12 protein-coding genes are annotated in these 18,227 nt (G+C 62.8%); all 12 read left to right on the top strand.

Annotation, left to right across the window (positions count from 1 at the left end; genetic code table 11):
* The first annotated feature begins 118 nt into the window (after positions 1-118).
* The gene (locus tag C7G41_RS21165; RefSeq protein WP_245446597.1) at positions 119-706 is read left to right on the top strand and encodes an SIS domain-containing protein; all 588 of its coding nucleotides are present in this window, start codon (positions 119-121) and stop codon (positions 704-706) included.
* Between the two features lie 51 nt (positions 707-757).
* A complete protein-coding gene (locus C7G41_RS21160) occupies positions 758-2,050 on the top strand; it encodes a class I SAM-dependent methyltransferase (RefSeq protein WP_306768044.1) in 1,293 nt (430 codons plus the stop codon).
* A gap of 378 nt (positions 2,051-2,428) precedes the next feature.
* Positions 2,429-2,620, top strand: a complete 192-nt coding sequence (secE, locus tag C7G41_RS21155; RefSeq protein WP_007611620.1) for a preprotein translocase subunit SecE — start codon at positions 2,429-2,431, stop codon at positions 2,618-2,620.
* Positions 2,620-3,174, top strand: a complete 555-nt coding sequence (gene nusG / locus C7G41_RS21150) for a transcription termination/antitermination protein NusG (protein WP_007602985.1) — start codon at positions 2,620-2,622, stop codon at positions 3,172-3,174. The genes secE and nusG overlap by 1 nt, the downstream gene beginning before the upstream one ends.
* A 130-nt stretch (positions 3,175-3,304) precedes the next feature.
* A complete protein-coding gene (gene rplK / locus C7G41_RS21145; RefSeq protein ID WP_007602986.1) occupies positions 3,305-3,733 on the top strand; it encodes a 50S ribosomal protein L11 in 429 nt (142 codons plus the stop codon).
* Positions 3,734-3,739: 6 nt separating this feature from the next.
* Entirely contained in the window at positions 3,740-4,432 is a 693-nt protein-coding gene (gene rplA / locus C7G41_RS21140; protein WP_106944323.1) for a 50S ribosomal protein L1, read from the top strand.
* Positions 4,433-4,522: 90 nt separating this feature from the next.
* A complete protein-coding gene (locus tag C7G41_RS21135; protein ID WP_106944322.1) occupies positions 4,523-5,470 on the top strand; it encodes a 2-hydroxyacid dehydrogenase in 948 nt (315 codons plus the stop codon).
* Between the two features lie 578 nt (positions 5,471-6,048).
* A complete protein-coding gene (gene rplJ, locus C7G41_RS21125) occupies positions 6,049-6,567 on the top strand; it encodes a 50S ribosomal protein L10 (protein WP_106944381.1) in 519 nt (172 codons plus the stop codon).
* A 54-nt stretch (positions 6,568-6,621) separates the two neighbouring features.
* Positions 6,622-6,999, top strand: a complete 378-nt coding sequence (gene rplL / locus C7G41_RS21120) for a 50S ribosomal protein L7/L12 (protein ID WP_007602994.1) — start codon at positions 6,622-6,624, stop codon at positions 6,997-6,999.
* A 481-nt stretch (positions 7,000-7,480) separates the two neighbouring features.
* On the top strand, positions 7,481-11,596 hold the full coding sequence (gene rpoB / locus C7G41_RS21115) for a DNA-directed RNA polymerase subunit beta (protein WP_007602996.1): 4,116 nt from the start codon (positions 7,481-7,483) through the stop codon (positions 11,594-11,596).
* A gap of 128 nt (positions 11,597-11,724) precedes the next feature.
* Positions 11,725-15,921 (top strand): DNA-directed RNA polymerase subunit beta', encoded by a 4,197-nt coding sequence (gene rpoC / locus C7G41_RS21110; RefSeq protein WP_106944320.1) that lies wholly within the window; start codon positions 11,725-11,727, stop codon positions 15,919-15,921.
* Between the two features lie 191 nt (positions 15,922-16,112).
* On the top strand, positions 16,113-18,173 hold the full coding sequence (locus tag C7G41_RS21105; protein ID WP_106944319.1) for an FAD-dependent oxidoreductase: 2,061 nt from the start codon (positions 16,113-16,115) through the stop codon (positions 18,171-18,173).
* The last annotated feature ends 54 nt before the right edge of the window (positions 18,174-18,227 follow it).

Below are 18,227 nucleotides of genomic sequence, written 5' to 3'. Positions count from 1 at the left end.
TGTTGAGTGCAAGGTGGAAACCGAATCGCCTGCTGGTCAACTTCGAAGGTAATATACCTTTGCAATCGCTGGTGATAGCCGGTATCAGGGCGTCATGTCGCCGTCGAGCCGCGAGCCCATGCCTGCCGAGTCCGTCGATCCCGATCACAAGGCTTTCCTTGACGACTACGTAGGGCGCCTCCATCGCGCGACGGCAATTGACGACGGGGTTTTCGCCCGGATTTCCGCCACCCGCACGGCCTGGTTGCGCGCGCGCGAGCAGGGCGGCCGCGTCATTTTCATTGGCAATGGGGGCTCGGCCGGCATCGCCTCCCATCTCGCGATCGATCTGGCGAAGAACGCATCGGTGCCCGCGCTCTGCTTCAGCGATGCCAGCATGATGTCGTGCCTTGCCAATGATTACGGTTTCGAGGACTGGCTTGCGCATGCTGTGAGGCTGAGCGCCCGCGCCGGCGATTGCCTCGTCGCCATCAGCTCGTCGGGACGCTCGAAGAACATTCTCAATGCGGTCGCGCAGGCGCGGACGATGAAGCTCGATGTGATCACGCTGTCGGGCATGAACGCGGAAAATCCGCTGCGCAATCTCGGCGACGTCAATTATTACGTCGACAGCCGCAGCTACAACATCGTCGAGACCACGCACCAGTTCTGGATGATGGCCGCGATCGACCTCATCATCGGTCGCGCGGAATATCCGGCGTCCTGAGGCGGTGCCGTCGATCTGATCACCACGGGGTGAGATACCTCACCCGCTCGCATGTCTCTGTTTTCCGGTCCTACGATGAAAAATCTGTTTTACGTCCGCCATACCTGCCGCCTCTGTCATTCGGACAAGCAAGAGCTTGTCGTCCCGATGGCAGGCATGCCCATCGGTACGCCGAACTTCCAGGTGCCGGACGCAAGCGTCGACGATCCCGTCTTTCGGGCCGCGGTGCCGATGGCGCTGCACCTGTGCGCGGACTGCGGCCACCTGCAGATTCTCCACGTCGGCAATCCAGAGATCCAGTACCGAAACTACGTTTATACCACCTCGCTCTCGCTTGGTCTGCGGGAGCACTTCGCAGGTTATGCCAACGACGTCGTCAGCCGGTTCGCCATCGCGCCGGGCTCGCTGGTCGTCGAGCTCGGCAGCAACGACGGATCGCTGCTCGGTTTCTTTAGGGAGCGCGGCATGCGGGTGCTGGGTGTCGATCCCGCCGTCGACATCGCGCGGCGGGCGACGGAAGCGGGAATCGAGACCATCGGCGATTTCTTCACCGATGCCATCGGTCGTCGCATCCTGCAAAGCCACGGCGCGGCCAGCGTCGTGATTGCCAACAACATGATCGCCAATGTCGACAATCTCGACCCGCTGGTGATCGGGGTTCGCGACGTGCTCGCGCCGGACGGGCTGTTCGTTTTCGAAACGCAGTATGGCGTCGACGTCACCGAGAAGAACCTTCTCGACACCGTCTATCACGAGCATCTGTCGTATTTTAACATCAAGCCGCTGACGCGTTTCTTCGCGCGCCTCGGCATGGAAGTGATCGACGTCCAGCACATCGAGACCAAGGGCGGCTCGATCCGGGTGACGGTGCAGCGTGCCGACGGCGCGAAGAAGCCGTCCCCGGAGGTCGCGCGCTTCATCGCCGAGGAAGACCGGCTCGGCGTCGACCAGCCGGCCTACTATGTGCCCTATGCGAAGAGGATCGCCGCCATCCGCGACGAGTTGGTCGCGATGGCCGATGCCGCTCATGCGCGTGGCCAGCTCGTGGCCGGCTACGGCGTCTCGGTCGGTACCACGACCCTGCTGCCGCAGTTCGGCATGGAGAACAAGATCGACTTCCTGGTGGACGACGATCCCAAGAAGGGGAACGTGATGGCCGGCCCGGGGTACGACATCCCGATCCTGCCGCCCGCCGCCCTTTACGAGCGCAAGCCGGCGTTCGTCGTCGTCTTCGCCTGGCGGTATGTGGATCCGATCCGGGCCAAGCATGCCGCCTATTTCGCCGGGGGCGGAAAGTTCATTGTGCCGTTGCCGGGCATTGCGACGATCGACCGGGCCGACTGACTTCGAGGAGGCGCTAGAGGGGCGGCAGGTGAGGGGGGCCTGGTAGTGTCGTCCTGCGAGGAACCGGCTGCGGCTTTGGGACGGCGCATTGCAGGGGGCCAGATAAGCCCTTGATCGGCCTGATCTCTGGTCGGTCGTTCGGGGAGGTCGTTTTGCGCGCGTTTAGCCTCCCTATCTTGACCTTTGGCCCCATCCGCAGTAGATACCGCGCACTCGCAGCCGGCCCGTTAGACGCGGATCTCCGGCGCGGCTTTGAAATCCCCGAACAATCGAGCCCGGTTTCCGGCTCATCCTTCGAGACAGAGGGCTGGGCAAACGGCGGCTGTTCGGATCCCTGAAATTCATTCGCGTCTGTCGACGGACGTTGGACATCAAGCGATGGCAGTCAGCCCGTTCAAGTTCTTGCAGGAAGTGCGCTCGGAGACCGCCAAGGTCACCTGGCCGACCCGCCGCGAGACCACGATCACCACCATCATGGTGTTCGTCATGGTCGCCGTGGCCTCGATCTTCTTCTTCGCCGCCGACCAGATCATCCGTTACCTCATCACCTTCCTTCTGGGCATTCACTGATGGCAACAGCAACGGCTCAATTGTCTGACAAGCGCTGGTACATCGTCCACGCCTATTCAAACTTCGAGAAGAAGGTCGCCGAATCGATCCGCGAGCAGGCCAAGCAGCGCGGGCTCGAGGAGCTGTTCGAACTGGTGCTGGTTCCGACCGAGAAGGTCACGGAAGTGCGCCGCGGCCGCAAGATCGACGCCGAGCGCAAGTTCTTCCCGGGCTACGTGCTGGTGAAGATGAAGCTGACCGACGAGGCGTTTCATCTGATCAAGAACACGCCGAAGGTGACCGGCTTCCTCGGTGCGGAAAACAAGCCGATGCCGATCTCGGAAGCCGAGGCCATGCGCATCCTGCACCAGGTGCAGGAGGGCGTGGAACGGCCGAAGGCGTCGGTGTCGTTCGAGATCGGCGAGAACGTGCGCGTGGCCGACGGCCCGTTTGCCTCGTTCTCCGGTGTGGTCGAGGAAATCGACGAGGCGCGCTCGCGCGTGAAGGTCGCCGTGTCGATCTTCGGCCGCGCCACGCCGGTCGAACTGGAATTCGGTCAGGTCGAGAAGGTCTGATCGGGTAGGCGCGAGACTTCGGTCTCGCGCAACAAGAGGCCGTGGGAGGGAGAGGGCGGTTGCCAGCCGCATCCGACCCAGACCACGAACCTGAAACCGCCGGCCCAGGCCGGCCCAACAGGAGTGATACATGGCAAAGAAAGTGACCGGATACCTGAAGCTTCAGGTCCCGGCCGGTGCGGCGAATCCTTCGCCCCCGATCGGTCCCGCGCTCGGTCAGCGCGGTCTCAACATCATGGAGTTCTGCAAGGCGTTCAACGCCCAGACCCAGAAGGAAGAGAAGAACACCCCTATCCCGGTGGTCATCACCATTTATGCGGACCGTTCCTTCACCTTCGAGATGAAGACGCCGCCGATGTCCTTCTTCCTCAAACAGGCTGCCAAGATCCAGTCCGGCTCCAAGGCGCCGGGCCGTGACAAGGCCGGCGCGGTGACCAAGGCGCAGGTGCGCGAGATCGCCGAGAAGAAGATGAAGGATCTCAATTGCGATTCCATCGAATCGGCCATGAAGATGGTCGAGGGCTCTGCCCGCTCGATGGGTCTTGAAGTGGCGGGGTAAGCGGTCATGGCAATCGGAAAACGTTTGAGCAAAGCCCGCGAAGGTGTTGATCGCGAAAAGCTTTATCCGCTGGCGGACGCCATCAAGATGGTCAAGGAACGCGCGAAAGCGAAGTTCGACGAGACCATCGAGGTCGCGATCAATCTCGGAGTCGATCCGCGTCACGCCGACCAGATGGTCCGCGGTGTCGTGACCCTGCCGAACGGCACTGGCCGTACGCTCCGCGTTGGCGTGTTCGCCCGCGGCGCCAAGGCTGACGAGGCCAAGGCTGCGGGTGCCGATGTCGTCGGCGCCGAGGACCTGGTCGAGAAGGTGCAGAACGGCACGATCGATTTCGACCGCTGTATCGCAACCCCCGACATGATGCCGCTGGTCGGCCGCCTCGGTAAGGTGCTCGGCCCGCGCGGCCTGATGCCGAACCCGAAGATCGGCACCGTGACCATGGACGTCACCAGCGCCGTGAAGGGCGCAAAGGGCGGCTCGGTTGAGTTCCGTGTCGAGAAGGCCGGCATCCTGCAGGCTGGCGTCGGCAAGGCCTCGTTCACCGAGGAAAAACTGGTCGAGAACATCAAGGCTCTGGCTGACGCTGTCTCCAAGGCCAAGCCGGCCGGTTCCAAGGGCACCTACATCCAGCGGGTTGCGGTGTCCTCGTCGATGGGCCCCGGCGTGAAGGTCGAGCCGGGCACCATTCTCGGCTAAGGCTAGTAAATTGCATGAGGCGAGGGGCGGAATTGGGCAACCGATTCCGCCCCTCGTCGTTTGTGATGGCGTTCACCGGAAACAAGAACAATGACTGACAAGGTCCTGATCTACTCGCGCTTTCCCAAGACGATGATGGCGCGCTTCGCCGAGCGGTTCGAGCTGCTCGACACCGGCGGCAAGCCTGTGCGCGAGGTGTTTTCGGCCGACGAGCTCGGCGGCATCCGCGCGGTGCTCACCGCCGGCGGCACACCGCTGGGCGCCGAGGCGATGGACCTGTTTCCGCAGCTCGGCACTATTGTCTGCTACGGCACCGGCTATGACGGTGTTGACCTGAAGGCGGCTGCTGGCCGCAACATCGCGGTCGGGCATAGCCCCGGCGCCAATGCGGCCTCGGTCGCCGACATCGCGATGACCCTGATGCTCGCGACGACGCGGCGGCTCCTGGTTGCCGACCAGTACGTCCGAAGCGGGGATTGGGCGGCGTCAAAGCCCTCGCCGATGATGCGCCCGCAGGCCGGGATGCCGGGCCGCCGCATCGGCGTCTACGGCATGGGCGAGATCGGCCGCAAGATCGCGGAGCGCTGCGCCGCCTTCGAGAGCGAGGTCGGCTATTTCAGTCGCAGCAGATACGATCTGCCCTATCAATATTTCCCGACGCTGGAGGCGCTCGCCGACTGGTGCAGCGTGCTGATGATCGCGGTCCGGGCAGGGGCCGAGACCCAGCATGCCGTCAGCGCCGATATCCTCAGGCGCCTCGGGGCGGACGGCTATGTCGTCAACATCTCCCGCGGCTCGGTGATCGACGAGAAAGCCCTGGTGGCGGCGCTTACCGAGAAGACCATCGCCGGCGCCGGTCTCGACGTCTACGACAAGGAACCGCACGCTCCGGACGCGCTGACGGCGCTGCCCAACGTCGTGTTCGCCCCCCATATTGGCGGCCACACCCTCGAATCGCACGTCGCCATGCAGAGCTGCGTGCTGGCGAACCTGACCGCATTTTTCGAGGGCAAGCCGCTGCCTTACGGGGTCAAATGAGCTGAAATCGGCCCCTGTCCGCCCTGATTAAGCGCGAGCGACAACGGATTGGAACTGGTGTGAATTTTGCTCTTGGCAAGCAGGCCCCGAGCGGTTAAAGAACCGCTTCCGGACGTGCCGGCCTCGGCTGGCGCGTTCGTGCACGCATTCCGAAAACAAGCGATGGAGATCATTCCTTTTCAGGGCGTCCGTGAGGATTTGCCGGAAAAGGAGGGAAAGCCGTCGGGCGTGGGGTGCGGGCAGAGGTCGGACGGTTCGCCGGCTGACCTTGTCCTGTCCAAGACTGCAGGCGCCCGCGGGGAATTTCGATTTCTCAACGGCTTAATCGCATGGCCTGCATAGACGGGTGAAGACCGGATTTCACTTCGTGCCCACCTTAGGGTCGGTTGCGGAATGGGTTTGGTTCGGACCTCGACACGCCGTGGGCTCCTGTTGGCTCCCGGAGGGCAGGCTTTGAATTGTCGTCTTGCCCGGCGTGTCCGATGGGTTTGGCCCTGAGGTTCAGGTTTGGGCGGGACGATGGGTGCAACCCGGCGGTCCCCGCTTTCGCGATGACCGCCAACCGGAAAGAGCTTGCTGTGGAACGAGCGGCAAAAAAGGAAGCGGTCGAACAGCTCAATGCGGTCTTCAAGACCACGAGCGTCGCGGTCGTTGCCCAATATTCCGGCCTGACCGTTGCTCAGATGCAGAAGCTGCGCATGCAGATGAAGCAGGCTGGCGCCTCGGTGAAGGTCTCGAAGAACCGTCTCGCCAAAATTGCTCTTGAAGGCACTGACGTCGTTGCCATCGGCCCCATGCTGAAGGGACCGACCGTGATCGCCACTTCGGACGATCCGGTAGCGGCGCCAAAGGTCGCTGTCGAATTCGCCAAGGCGAACGAAAAGTTCGTCATCATTGGCGGCTCGATGGGAAAGACCGTCCTGAATGTCGACGGCGTGAAGGCTCTTGCCTCGCTGCCGTCGCTTGACGAACTGCGCGCCAAGATCGTCGGCCTGCTTGTGGCCCCGGCGACCAAGATCGCTCAGCTCGCCAACGCGCCCGCGGGCAAGCTCGCGCGCGTCATCCAGGCTTATGCCTCAAAGGGCGAAGCGGCCTGACGCCCTTCGCAAAACTCAAACCCGAACCAGACTTACATTCAAGGAAACTGAACAATGGCTGACCTGCAGAAGATCGTTGACGACCTCTCGAGCCTCACCGTGCTCGAAGCTGCCGAACTCGCGAAGCTCCTCGAAGAGAAGTGGGGCGTTTCGGCTGCCGCGGCTGTCGCCGTGGCCGGCCCGGCTGGTGGTGGTGCTGCCGCCGCTCCGGCCGAAGAGAAGACCGAGTTCACGGTTGTTCTTGCCGCCGCCGGCGACAAGAAGATCGAGGTCATCAAGGAAGTCCGCGCCATCACCGGCCTGGGCCTGAAGGAAGCAAAGGACCTCGTCGAGGGCGCGCCGAAGCCTGTCAAGGAAGGCGTGAACAAGGACGAAGCCGAGAAGCTCAAGGCCCAGCTCGAGAAGGCTGGTGCGAAGGTCGAGCTCAAGTAAGCAGCGCTTACTGGCACGAGATCCCGGTCAGCATCATCGCAACCGGGATCTCGGTCCACTCCCCGAAAGGGTGGGCCAGATGCAAAAGGCGTGCGACGGAACGACCCGACGCAGGCCGAACACGAAAAAGTGTGGGGATTTGAGGGTTTACCCCTCGAATCTGCACTAATGTCGCCCCATATCGGGTCGGCAGCACGAAAGCGCGGTGGGCAGGGATGCCGCATTCCCTGTAAGCCGTTGGGAGAGCAAGCTATTTCGGGCTTTTGCAGTCCGTGAAGAGGTTGGTTGTGACGGGCGGGCGCGCTACTGCGCCCCGCGCGTCGTTTTGCGTTTTGAAGGTCTGAAGAACAGATTCAGGACATTCCTGCCTGAAACTGAGTCTCCGGCCCCCAAGACGGGTTCGAAAATTCAACCCGGGAAGCGGCGGTAGCCGAGTTCCGGAGGGCGCGCCCAAATCGGGCGACGAAAATGAGAGGCCACGATGGCGCAGCAGACATTCACCGGTCGCAAACGCGTTCGCAAGTTCTTCGGACACATCAAGGAAGTGGCCGAGATGCCGAACCTCATCGAGGTTCAGAAGGCGTCCTATGACCAGTTCCTGATGGTCGACGAGCCCCAGGGCGGGCGGTCGGACGAGGGCTTGCAGGCGGTGTTCCGCTCGGTGTTCCCGATCTCCGACTTTTCGGGCACCTCGATGCTGGAATTCGTCCGCTACGAGTTCGAGCCGCCGAAATATGACGTCGACGAGTGCCGCCAGCGCGGCATGACCTTCGCGGCCCCCCTCAAGGTGACGCTGCGCCTCATCGTGTTCGATATCGACGAGGAAACCGGCGCGAAGTCGGTCAAGGACATCAAGGAGCAGGACGTCTACATGGGCGACATCCCGCTCATGACGATGAACGGCACCTTCATCGTCAACGGCACCGAGCGCGTCATCGTCTCGCAGATGCACCGTTCGCCGGGCGTGTTCTTCGACCACGACAAGGGCAAGACCCATTCGTCGGGCAAGCTGCTGTTCGCCGCCCGCGTGATCCCGTATCGCGGCTCCTGGCTCGACATCGAGTTCGACGCCAAGGACATCGTCTATGCGCGTATCGACCGTCGCCGCAAGCTTCCGGTGACGTCGCTGATGTTCGCGCTCGGCCTCGACGGCGAGGCGATCCTCAGCACCTTCTACAAAAAGATCCAGTACAAGCGGATCAAGGAAGGCTGGCGCGTTCCGTTCGACGCCAATCGTTTCCGCGGCTACTCGACCATCAACGACCTGATCGACGCCGATACCGGCAAGGTCGTGCTCGAAGCCGGCAAGAAGCTCACCGTGCGCGGTGCGCGTCAGATGCAGGAGAAGGGGCTGAAGGCGCTGCGCCTGTCGGATGCGGAGCTCGTCGGCAACTACATCGCCGAGGACCTCGTCAATCCCAAGACCGGCGAGATCCACGCGGAAGCCGGTGAAGAGATCACCGACAAGTCGATGAAGGCTCTCAACGAGCAGGGCTACAAGGAGCTGCCGCTGCTCGACATCGACCACGTCAATGTCGGCGCCTACATCCGCAACACGCTCTCGGCCGACAAGAACATGACGCGCGAGGACGCGCTGTTCGACATCTACCGCGTGATGCGTCCCGGCGAGCCGCCGACGCTGGATTCGGCGCAGGCGATGTTCCAGTCGCTGTTCTTCGACGCCGAGCGCTACGACCTCTCGGCGGTCGGCCGCGTCAAGATGAACATGCGCCTCGACCTCGATGCGCCCGACACCCAGCGCACGCTGCGCAAGGAAGACATCCTCTCCGTCATCAAGACGTTGGTGGATTTGCGCGACGGCAAGGGCGAGATCGACGACATCGACCATCTCGGCAACCGCCGTGTGCGTTCGGTCGGCGAGCTCATGGAGAACCAGTACCGCATCGGCTTGCTCCGCATGGAGCGCGCGATCAAGGAGCGCATGTCTTCGGTCGACATCGACACGGTCATGCCGCAGGACCTGATCAACGCGAAGCCGGCGGCCGCCGCCGTGCGCGAGTTCTTCGGCTCCTCGCAGCTCTCGCAGTTCATGGACCAGACCAACCCGCTGTCGGAGATCACTCACAAGCGCCGCCTCTCGGCACTTGGACCGGGCGGTCTGACCCGCGAGCGCGCCGGCTTCGAGGTGCGCGACGTGCATCCGACGCATTACGGCCGCATCTGCCCGATCGAGACGCCGGAAGGTCCGAACATCGGCCTGATCAACTCGCTCGCGACCTTCGCGCGCGTGAACAAGTACGGCTTCGTCGAGACGCCTTACCGCAAGGTCAAGGACGGTCGCGTCACCGACGAGGTCGTGTACCTTTCGGCGATGGAAGAGGGCCGCTACACGGTCGCGCAGGCCAACGTGCCGCTCGATCCGAAGGGCCGCTTCACCGAAGATCTCGTGGTCTGCCGTCACGCCGGCGAAGTCTTGCCGGTGACCCCGGACAAGGTCGACTACATGGACGTGTCGCCGAAGCAGCTCGTTTCGGTCGCCGCCGCGCTGATCCCGTTCCTCGAGAACGACGACGCCAATCGCGCGCTGATGGGCTCGAACATGCAGCGCCAGGCGGTGCCGTTGGTTCGCGCCGAAGCGCCGTTCGTCGGCACCGGCATGGAGGGCGTGGTTGCGCGTGACTCGGGTGCTGCGATCGCGGCGCGCCGTTCGGGCGTGATCGACCAGATCGACGCAACCCGCGTCGTGATCCGCGCCACCGAAGATCTCGATCCGACCAAGTCGGGCGTCGATATCTACCGGCTGATGAAGTACCAGCGCTCCAACCAGTCGACCTGCATCAACCAGCGTCCGCTGGTGAAGGTCGGCGACATCGTCAAGAAGGGCGACATCATCGCCGACGGTCCGTCGACCGATCTCGGCGAGCTCGCGCTCGGCCGGAACGTGCTCGTCGCGTTCATGCCGTGGAACGGCTACAACTTCGAAGACTCGATCCTGCTCTCCGAGCGGATCGTGAAGGAAGACGTCTTTACCTCAATTCATATCGAAGAATTCGAGGTGATGGCCCGCGACACCAAGCTCGGACCCGAGGAAATCACCCGCGACATTCCGAACGTCTCGGAAGAAGCGCTGAAGAACCTCGACGAAGCCGGCATCGTGTATATCGGCGCGGAAGTGCGCGCCGGCGACATCCTGGTCGGCAAGATCACGCCGAAGGGCGAAAGCCCGATGACGCCGGAGGAAAAGCTCCTGCGCGCCATCTTCGGCGAGAAGGCTTCCGACGTCCGCGACACCTCGCTGCGCGTTCCTCCGGGCGTGCAGGGCACCATCGTCGAAGTGCGCGTGTTCAACCGGCACGGCGTCGACAAGGACGAGCGTGCGCTGGCGATCGAGCGGGAAGAGATCGAGCGTCTGGCCAAGGACCGCGACGACGAGCAGGCGATCCTGGACCGCAACGTCTACAACCGTCTTGCCGAGCTGCTCGAAGGACGGCAGGGCATCGCCGGTCCGAAGGGCTTCAAGAAGGACACCAAGATCACCCGTGCGGTGCTCGAGGAGTACCCGAAGTCGCAGTGGTGGCTGTTCGCTTCGCCGAACGACAAGCTGATGGCCGAGATCGAGGCCATGCGGAAGCAGTACGACGAGTCGAAGAAGGGGCTGGAACAGCGCTTCCTCGATAAGGTCGAAAAGCTTCAGCGCGGTGACGAATTGCCGCCCGGCGTGATGAAGATGGTCAAGGTCTTCGTCGCGGTGAAGCGCAAGATCCAGCCCGGCGACAAGATGGCCGGCCGCCACGGCAACAAGGGCGTGGTGTCGAAGATCGTGCCGATCGAGGACATGCCGTTCCTCGAAGACGGTACGCATGCCGACATCGTGCTCAATCCGCTCGGCGTGCCCTCACGCATGAACGTCGGACAGATCCTCGAGACCCATCTCGGCTGGGCCTGCGCCGGCCTCGGCAAGCGTATCGGCCAGACGGTCGATGCCTATTTGTCGAAGCAGGACATCAGGCCGCTGAAGGAAACCTTGAAGAAGGTCTACGGCGAGGACGAGACGATCAAGTCGCTCAACGACAACGAGTTGATCGAGCTCGGCCACAATCTGAGCCGCGGCGTTCCGATCGCGACGCCGGTGTTCGACGGCGCCAAGGAAGCCGACATCGAGGAGATGCTGAAGCTTGCCGGTCTGGACGCTTCGGGCCAGTCGACCGTCTATGACGGCCGTACCGGCGATGCCTTCGACCGCAAGGTGACGGTGGGCTACATCTACATGCTCAAGCTGCACCATCTCGTCGACGACAAGATCCATGCGCGTTCGATCGGTCCGTACTCGCTCGTCACCCAGCAGCCGCTGGGCGGCAAGGCGCAGTTCGGCGGCCAGCGTTTCGGCGAAATGGAAGTGTGGGCGCTCGAGGCTTACGGCGCGGCGTACACGCTCCAGGAAATGCTGACCGTGAAGTCGGACGACGTCGCCGGCCGTACCAAGGTGTACGAGGCGATCGTGCGTGGCGACGACACCTTCGAGGCCGGTATTCCGGAATCGTTCAACGTGCTGGTCAAGGAAATGCGCTCGCTCGGCCTCAACGTCGACTTGCACAATTCCAAGGTCGGACCGGGGACGGCGGAAGCGGCCGAGTAATACGACCCTCATGCCCGGCCTGAACGGCCGGGCATCGGCGCCCAGTCCTGGAATCGCGAGGGCAGGGCGCCCCGCATAGTGATTTTCGAATTTGCTGCCGGAGGCGACCGGCACGCGAGGAGAAGACGATGAACCAAGAAATTATGAATCTCTTTAATCCGACGACGCCGGCTCAGGTCTTCGACCAGATCCGGATCTCGATCGCGAGCCCCGAGAAGATTCTGTCCTGGTCGTACGGCGAGATCAAGAAGCCGGAAACCATCAACTACCGTACCTTCAAGCCCGAGCGCGACGGCCTGTTCTGCGCCCGCATCTTCGGGCCGATCAAGGACTACGAGTGCTTGTGCGGCAAGTACAAGCGCATGAAGTACAAGGGCATCATCTGCGAGAAGTGCTCGGTCGAGGTCACGCTGTCGCGCGTCCGGCGCGAGCGCATGGGCCATATCGAGCTCGCAGCCCCCGTCGCCCACATCTGGTTCCTGAAGTCGCTGCCCTCGCGCATCGGCCTCCTGCTCGACATGACGTTGAAGGATCTCGAGCGGATCCTCTATTTCGAATATTACGTCGTGCTCGAGCCGGGCCTCACCGCGCTGAAGGACCGTCAGCTCTTGTCGGAAGACGAGTATCTGAAGGCGCAGGACGAATACGGCCAGGATTCCTTCACCGCCATGATCGGCGCGGAAGCGATCCGCGAGCTGCTCAAGGGCATGGACCTCGAGAAGCTCGAGCTGACCTTGCGCGCGGAGATGCAGGAGACCGACTCCGACATCAAGCACAAGAAGCTCGCCAAGCGCCTGAAGATCGTGGAAGCGTTCCGCCACTCCGGCAACAAGCCGGAATGGATGATCATGACCGTGGTCCCCGTGATTCCGCCGGACCTGCGTCCGCTGGTGCCGCTGGACGGCGGCCGCTTCGCGACCTCGGACCTCAACGACCTGTATCGCCGCGTCATCAACCGCAACAACCGCTTGAAGCGGCTGATGGAGCTGCGCGCGCCGGACATCATCATCCGCAACGAGAAGCGCATGCTTCAGGAGGCCGTCGACGCGCTGTTCGACAACGGCCGCCGCGGCCGCGTCATCACCGGTGCCAACAAGCGTCCGCTGAAGTCGCTCGCCGACATGCTCAAGGGCAAGCAGGGCCGGTTCCGTCAGAACTTGCTCGGCAAGCGCGTCGACTATTCGGGCCGTTCGGTGATCGTGGTCGGTCCCGAGCTGCGCCTGCATCAGTGCGGCCTGCCGAAGAAGATGGCGCTCGAGCTGTTCAAGCCGTTCATCTACTCGCGGCTTGACGCCAAGGGCCTGTCCACCACCGTGAAGCAGGCCAAGAAGCTGGTCGAGAAGGAACGGCCCGAGGTCTGGGACATCCTGGACGAGGTCATCCGCGAGCATCCCGTGCTGCTCAACCGCGCACCGACGCTGCATCGCCTCGGCATCCAGGCGTTCGAGCCCGTGCTGATCGAGGGCAAGGCGATCCAGCTCCACCCGCTGGTCTGCGCCGCGTTCAACGCCGACTTCGACGGCGACCAGATGGCCGTGCACGTTCCGCTGTCGCTGGAAGCGCAGCTGGAAGCGCGCGTCCTGATGATGTCGACCAACAACATCCTGCATCCGGCGAACGGACAGCCGATCATCGTGCCGTCGCAGGACATCGTGCTCGGTCTCTATTACGTCTCCATCATGCGCGAAGGCCTGCCCGGCGAGGGCAAGATCTTCGGCGAGATGGCGGAGCTCGAGCACGCGCTGCACGCGAAGGTCATCCACCTCCACACCAAGATCAAGTACCGGTGGGAAGGCATCGACGAGACCGGCAAGATCTCCAAGCGCTGGATCGAGACCACCGCTGGCCGCGTCATGCTGGGCAATTTGCTGCCGAAGAACCCGCGCGTTCCGTACGAGATCATCAACAAGCTGATGACCAAGCGCGAGATCTCCGGCGTCATCGACCAGGTCTACCGCCACTGCGGTCAGAAGGAGACGGTGATCTTCTGCGACCGCATCATGGCGCTCGGCTTCTACAACGCGTTCAAAGCCGGCATCTCGTTCGGCAAGGACGACATGGTCGTGCCGCACTCCAAGTGGAAGATCGTCGAGGCCACCCGTACGCTGGCGAAGGATTTCGAGCAGCAGTACAACGACGGTCTGATCACCCATGGCGAGAAGTACAACAAGGTCGTCGACGCCTGGTCGAAGGCCACGGAAGAAATCGCCAAGGCGATGATGAAGGAGATCTCCTCGACCAAGAAGACGGCGAGCGGGGCGGATGCCGACATCAACTCGATCTACATGATGGCTCACTCCGGTGCCCGCGGTTCGCCGGCCCAGATGCGCCAGCTTGCCGGCATGCGCGGCCTGATGGCCAAGCCGTCGGGCGAGATCATCGAGACGCCGATCATCTCGAACTTCAAGGAAGGCCTCTCGGTGCTCGAGTACTTCAACTCGACCCACGGCGCCCGCAAGGGCCTCGCGGACACCGCGTTGAAGACCGCGAACTCCGGTTACCTGACCCGTCGTCTCGTCGACGTCGCGCAGGACTGCATCATCACGCAGGACGATTGCGGCACCAAGCTCGGCATCAAGATGCGCGCCATCGTCGATGCCGGCACCGTGGTCGCTTCGCTCGGCTCGCGCATCCTCGGACGCACGGCCTGCGAAGACGTGCGTGACAGCACGGGCAAGGTGATCTTCAAGCGCGGTACGCTGATGGAAGAGAGCCATCTGGATGCCATCCATCAGGGCGGCGTCCAGGAGGTGAAGATCCGCTCGGCGCTGACCTGCGAACTCGTCAACGGCATCTGCGGCAAGTGCTACGGCCGCGATCTCGCTCGCGGCACGCCGGTCAACCACGGCGAAGCGGTCGGCGTCATCGCGGCGCAGTCGATCGGCGAACCTGGCACCCAGCTCACCATGCGCACCTTCCACATCGGCGGTGCGGCGCAGCTGAACGAGCAATCTTTCGTCGAATCCAACTTCGACGGCAAGATCGTGATCAGGAACAAGGCCATCGCCCGCAACAGCGACGGCCACCTGGTGGCGATGGTTCGCAACATGGTGATCGCGATCGTCGATGCCGACGGCACCGAGCGTGCGACGCACCGTATTCAGTACGGTTCGCGCCTGCACGTCGACGAGGGCGACATGGTCAAGCGCGGCCAGCGTATCGTCGAATGGGATCCCTACACCCGTCCGCTCCTCACCGAGGTCGAAGGCACCATCGGCTTCGAGGATCTGGTCGAGGGACAGTCGATCTCGGAAACGCTCGACGAGGCCACCGGTATTGCCAAGCGCGTGGTCATCGACTGGCGCTCGATGCGCGGCGGCGGGGACCTGCGTCCCGCCATCGTGATCAAGGGCAAGGACGGCAAGGTGCTCAAGCTCGCCCGTGGTGGCGATGCTCGCTACATGCTGTCGGTCGATGCCATTCTGTCGGTCGATGTCGGCGCCAAGGTCCAGGCGGGCGACATTCTCGCCCGTGTCTCGACCGAAAGCGCCAAGACGCGCGACATCACCGGCGGTCTGCCGCGGGTGGCGGAACTGTTCGAGGCTCGGCGTCCGAAGGATGCGGCGATCATCGCCGAAATCGCGGGCACCATCCGGTTTGGGCGCGACTACAAGAACAAGCGTCGCATCTCGATCGAGCCGATGGACAAGACCGACGAGGCGCGCGAGTACCTGATCCCGAAGGGCAAGCACATCCACCTTCAGGACGGCGACGTCGTCGAAAAGGGCGACTTCATCGTGGAAGGCAACCCGGCGCCGCACGACATTCTGGCGGTCAAGGGCATCGAGGAACTCGCGGCCTATCTGGTCAACGAGATCCAGGAGGTCTACCGGCTCCAGGGCGTGCTCATCAACGACAAGCACATCGAGGTGATCGTCCGTCAGATGCTCCAGAAGGTGGAAGTCACCGACCAGGGCGACACGGACATGATCTCGGGCGAGCAGATCGACAAGATCGAGTTCGACCAGATCAACGCGAAGGCCAAGGAAGAGGGCAAGAAGATCGCCACGGGGACGCCGGTTCTGCTCGGCATCACCAAGGCGAGCCTTCAGACCCGCTCCTTCTTCTCGGCAGCCTCGTTCCAGGAGACCACCCGCGTCCTCACGGAAGCGGCGGTCAACGGCAAGGTCGATCCGCTCGAAGGCCTCAAGGAGAACGTCATCGTCGGCCGGCTGATTCCGGCAGGCACAGGCGCCTCCATGGCGAAGATCCGCGAAGTCGCGGTGAAGCGCGACAAGATGATCCTCGACGAGCGCGAGAAGCAGGCGGCCGTCGTGCCGCCGGCGCCGGAAGTGGAGCCGATGGCGCTGCCACCTGCGGAATAATCGTTCATCCGTAGGAATACCGAGGACACTGAAAAGGCCGGCGCAAGCCGGCCTTTTTGCTGCTTTGTTTCCCTGTTGCGGTGCAGGATCAACCTTTGTTCATCTTTCCTTCAGGCGCAAAAGCGCTTCTGCTAGGAGAGCTTAGACCGGTGGTCCCGCGAAGGGGGCGGGCCGGAGACCACGGAATCCTCATGCTTGACCTCGCAATCGTAGGCGGCGGCCCCGGCGGGCTGATGAGCGCTTGGTATCTGAAGCGCAAGCTCGGCGACCTCTGCCGCGTCACCATCTACGAGGCATCCGACCGGCTCGGCGGCAAGATCGTCACGCGCAAATTCGATTCCGCGCCCGCGATGTATGAAGCCGGCGTTGCCGAGATCTACGACTACTCGATGACCGGGCCGGATCCGTTGCGCGAGTTGATCCAGCATTTCGGCCTGCAGACCATTCCGATGGATGCCGAGCAGGTGCAGTTCGGCGGCGAGCTCCTCAACGACGTCGCGGGCATGCGCCGCAAATACGGTGCCAAGACCGCAGCCGCGATCGAGGCGTTCCGTAAGCGCTGCGCCGAGGCGATGACGCCGATCGAGTATTACGAGGGTGTCGGCGCGCACGACAACGAGAATCCCTGGGCCTACAAGACCGCCGAACAGGTGCTCGACGAGGAGGTCGAGGACGAGACCGCAAAGCGATTCTTCAAGGTGATGGCGCGCTCGGACCTCGCGACCGAGAGCCACAACACCAACGGGCTCAACGCGCTCAAGAACTACCTGATGGATGTCGACGGCTATATCGGCCTCTATTCCATCCAGAACGGCAACGAGCAGCTCATCGAGTGCCTCCAGTCAGAGGTCAATGCCGACATCCAGCTCAATCACCGAATCCTCACGGTCGGCAAGGCGCCGACCGGCCGCTATCAGCTCAAGATGATGAACGGCAAGGGGCCGGAGACGCGCGACTTCGACCTTGTGCTGGTCTGCCTGCCGCATTCCTGGCTCGGGACCGTCGGTTGGGAGGGCGAACAGCTCCGCAAGTCGATGGTCAAGCACGTCTCGTACTTCGACCGTCCCGCGCATTATTTGCGTGTGTCGATCCTGTTCGACACGCCGTTCTGGGGCGACAAGATCGCCGGCGCCTGGTTCATGTCGGAAGCCTTTGGCGGTTGCTGCGTCTATAACGAGGGCGCGCGCCATGATGTGGGCAAGCACGGCGTGCTGAACTGGCTGATTCCGGGCTCTGACGCGCTCGCCTTTGCGAATCTCTCCGACCAGGAGCTGATCAATGCCGCGCTGAAATCGCTGCCGGCATCGTTCGGCGATGCGCGCGCGCATTTCATGGAAGGCAAGATCCACCGCTGGTTGTCGTCGGTGAACGCGATTCCGGGCGGCTTGCCCGTGCGCGACGTCATGACCAATCACCGGCCCGAGCCGAAGGAACATCCCGGAATCGTGGTGGTCGGCGACTATCTGTTCGACTCGACGCTGAACGGCCTGCTCGATTCCTCGGACGCGGCGACCGACATCATCTTGACCGAGATGATGCGCCTGCGCCGCGAGCGTTCGCAGGACGACAAGCCACTCTCGGACAAGATCGATCGCGACTATTTTGACAATTATCGCGGCCAGGGTCCCTACAGCGAAGCCTGGCACCACTTCACGGATCCCGACTATCTCACAAAACTGATCGGCATCGTCTGGGGCAAGACCAAAGGCACGAAGCTCTTGATCGCGGGCTCGGCCAGCGGCGAGCTTGTCGGCGCGCTGCGTGATCGCGGCATCGATGCCTGGGGCATCGAGAACAACCGCACCATTCACGCCAGAACGCCGAAGGCCTTGAAGAAGTACAACAAGCTCGTTTCGATCACCGACATGCCGTTCAAGGACGGTGCGTTCGACTTCGTGTTCGAGACCAGCCTCTGCCATCTTTCCCCGAAGCAGGTGGTCCGTGCGATCAGGGAGCTGAACCGCGTGGTCAAGACCGGGCTCGTGTTCGGCTCGATCACCTCGGACATGGCGCCGGCCCTGATCGACCGCTACGACCTTCTGCGCGGCGTCAAGAAGCTCGGCACCTGGTGGGAATGGTCCGAACTGTTCTTCGGCAACGGCTTCGACCTGTCGATGCACCGCAAGGACTGCACCGACGCGCTCTGGGAGGCGACGCTCGCCGCCAACAAGGGTCCGGGCCAGTGGTACGCCGACGCCGATTCCTTGCGCTATTCCTTTTTCGACAAGGTCGAGGACGAGGAAGACGACTAGCCGCTTGAAACGGGCGCCTTCGCCAATTGTTTTGCCGAATTCATCCTGATCGCA

Source organism: Bradyrhizobium sp. MOS002 (genome assembly GCF_003020115.1).
In the GTDB taxonomy this organism is placed as follows: domain Bacteria; phylum Pseudomonadota; class Alphaproteobacteria; order Rhizobiales; family Xanthobacteraceae; genus Bradyrhizobium.
The sequence above is the reverse complement of the archived record's forward strand: the minus strand, read 5'-3'. Positions and strand labels throughout refer to the sequence as shown.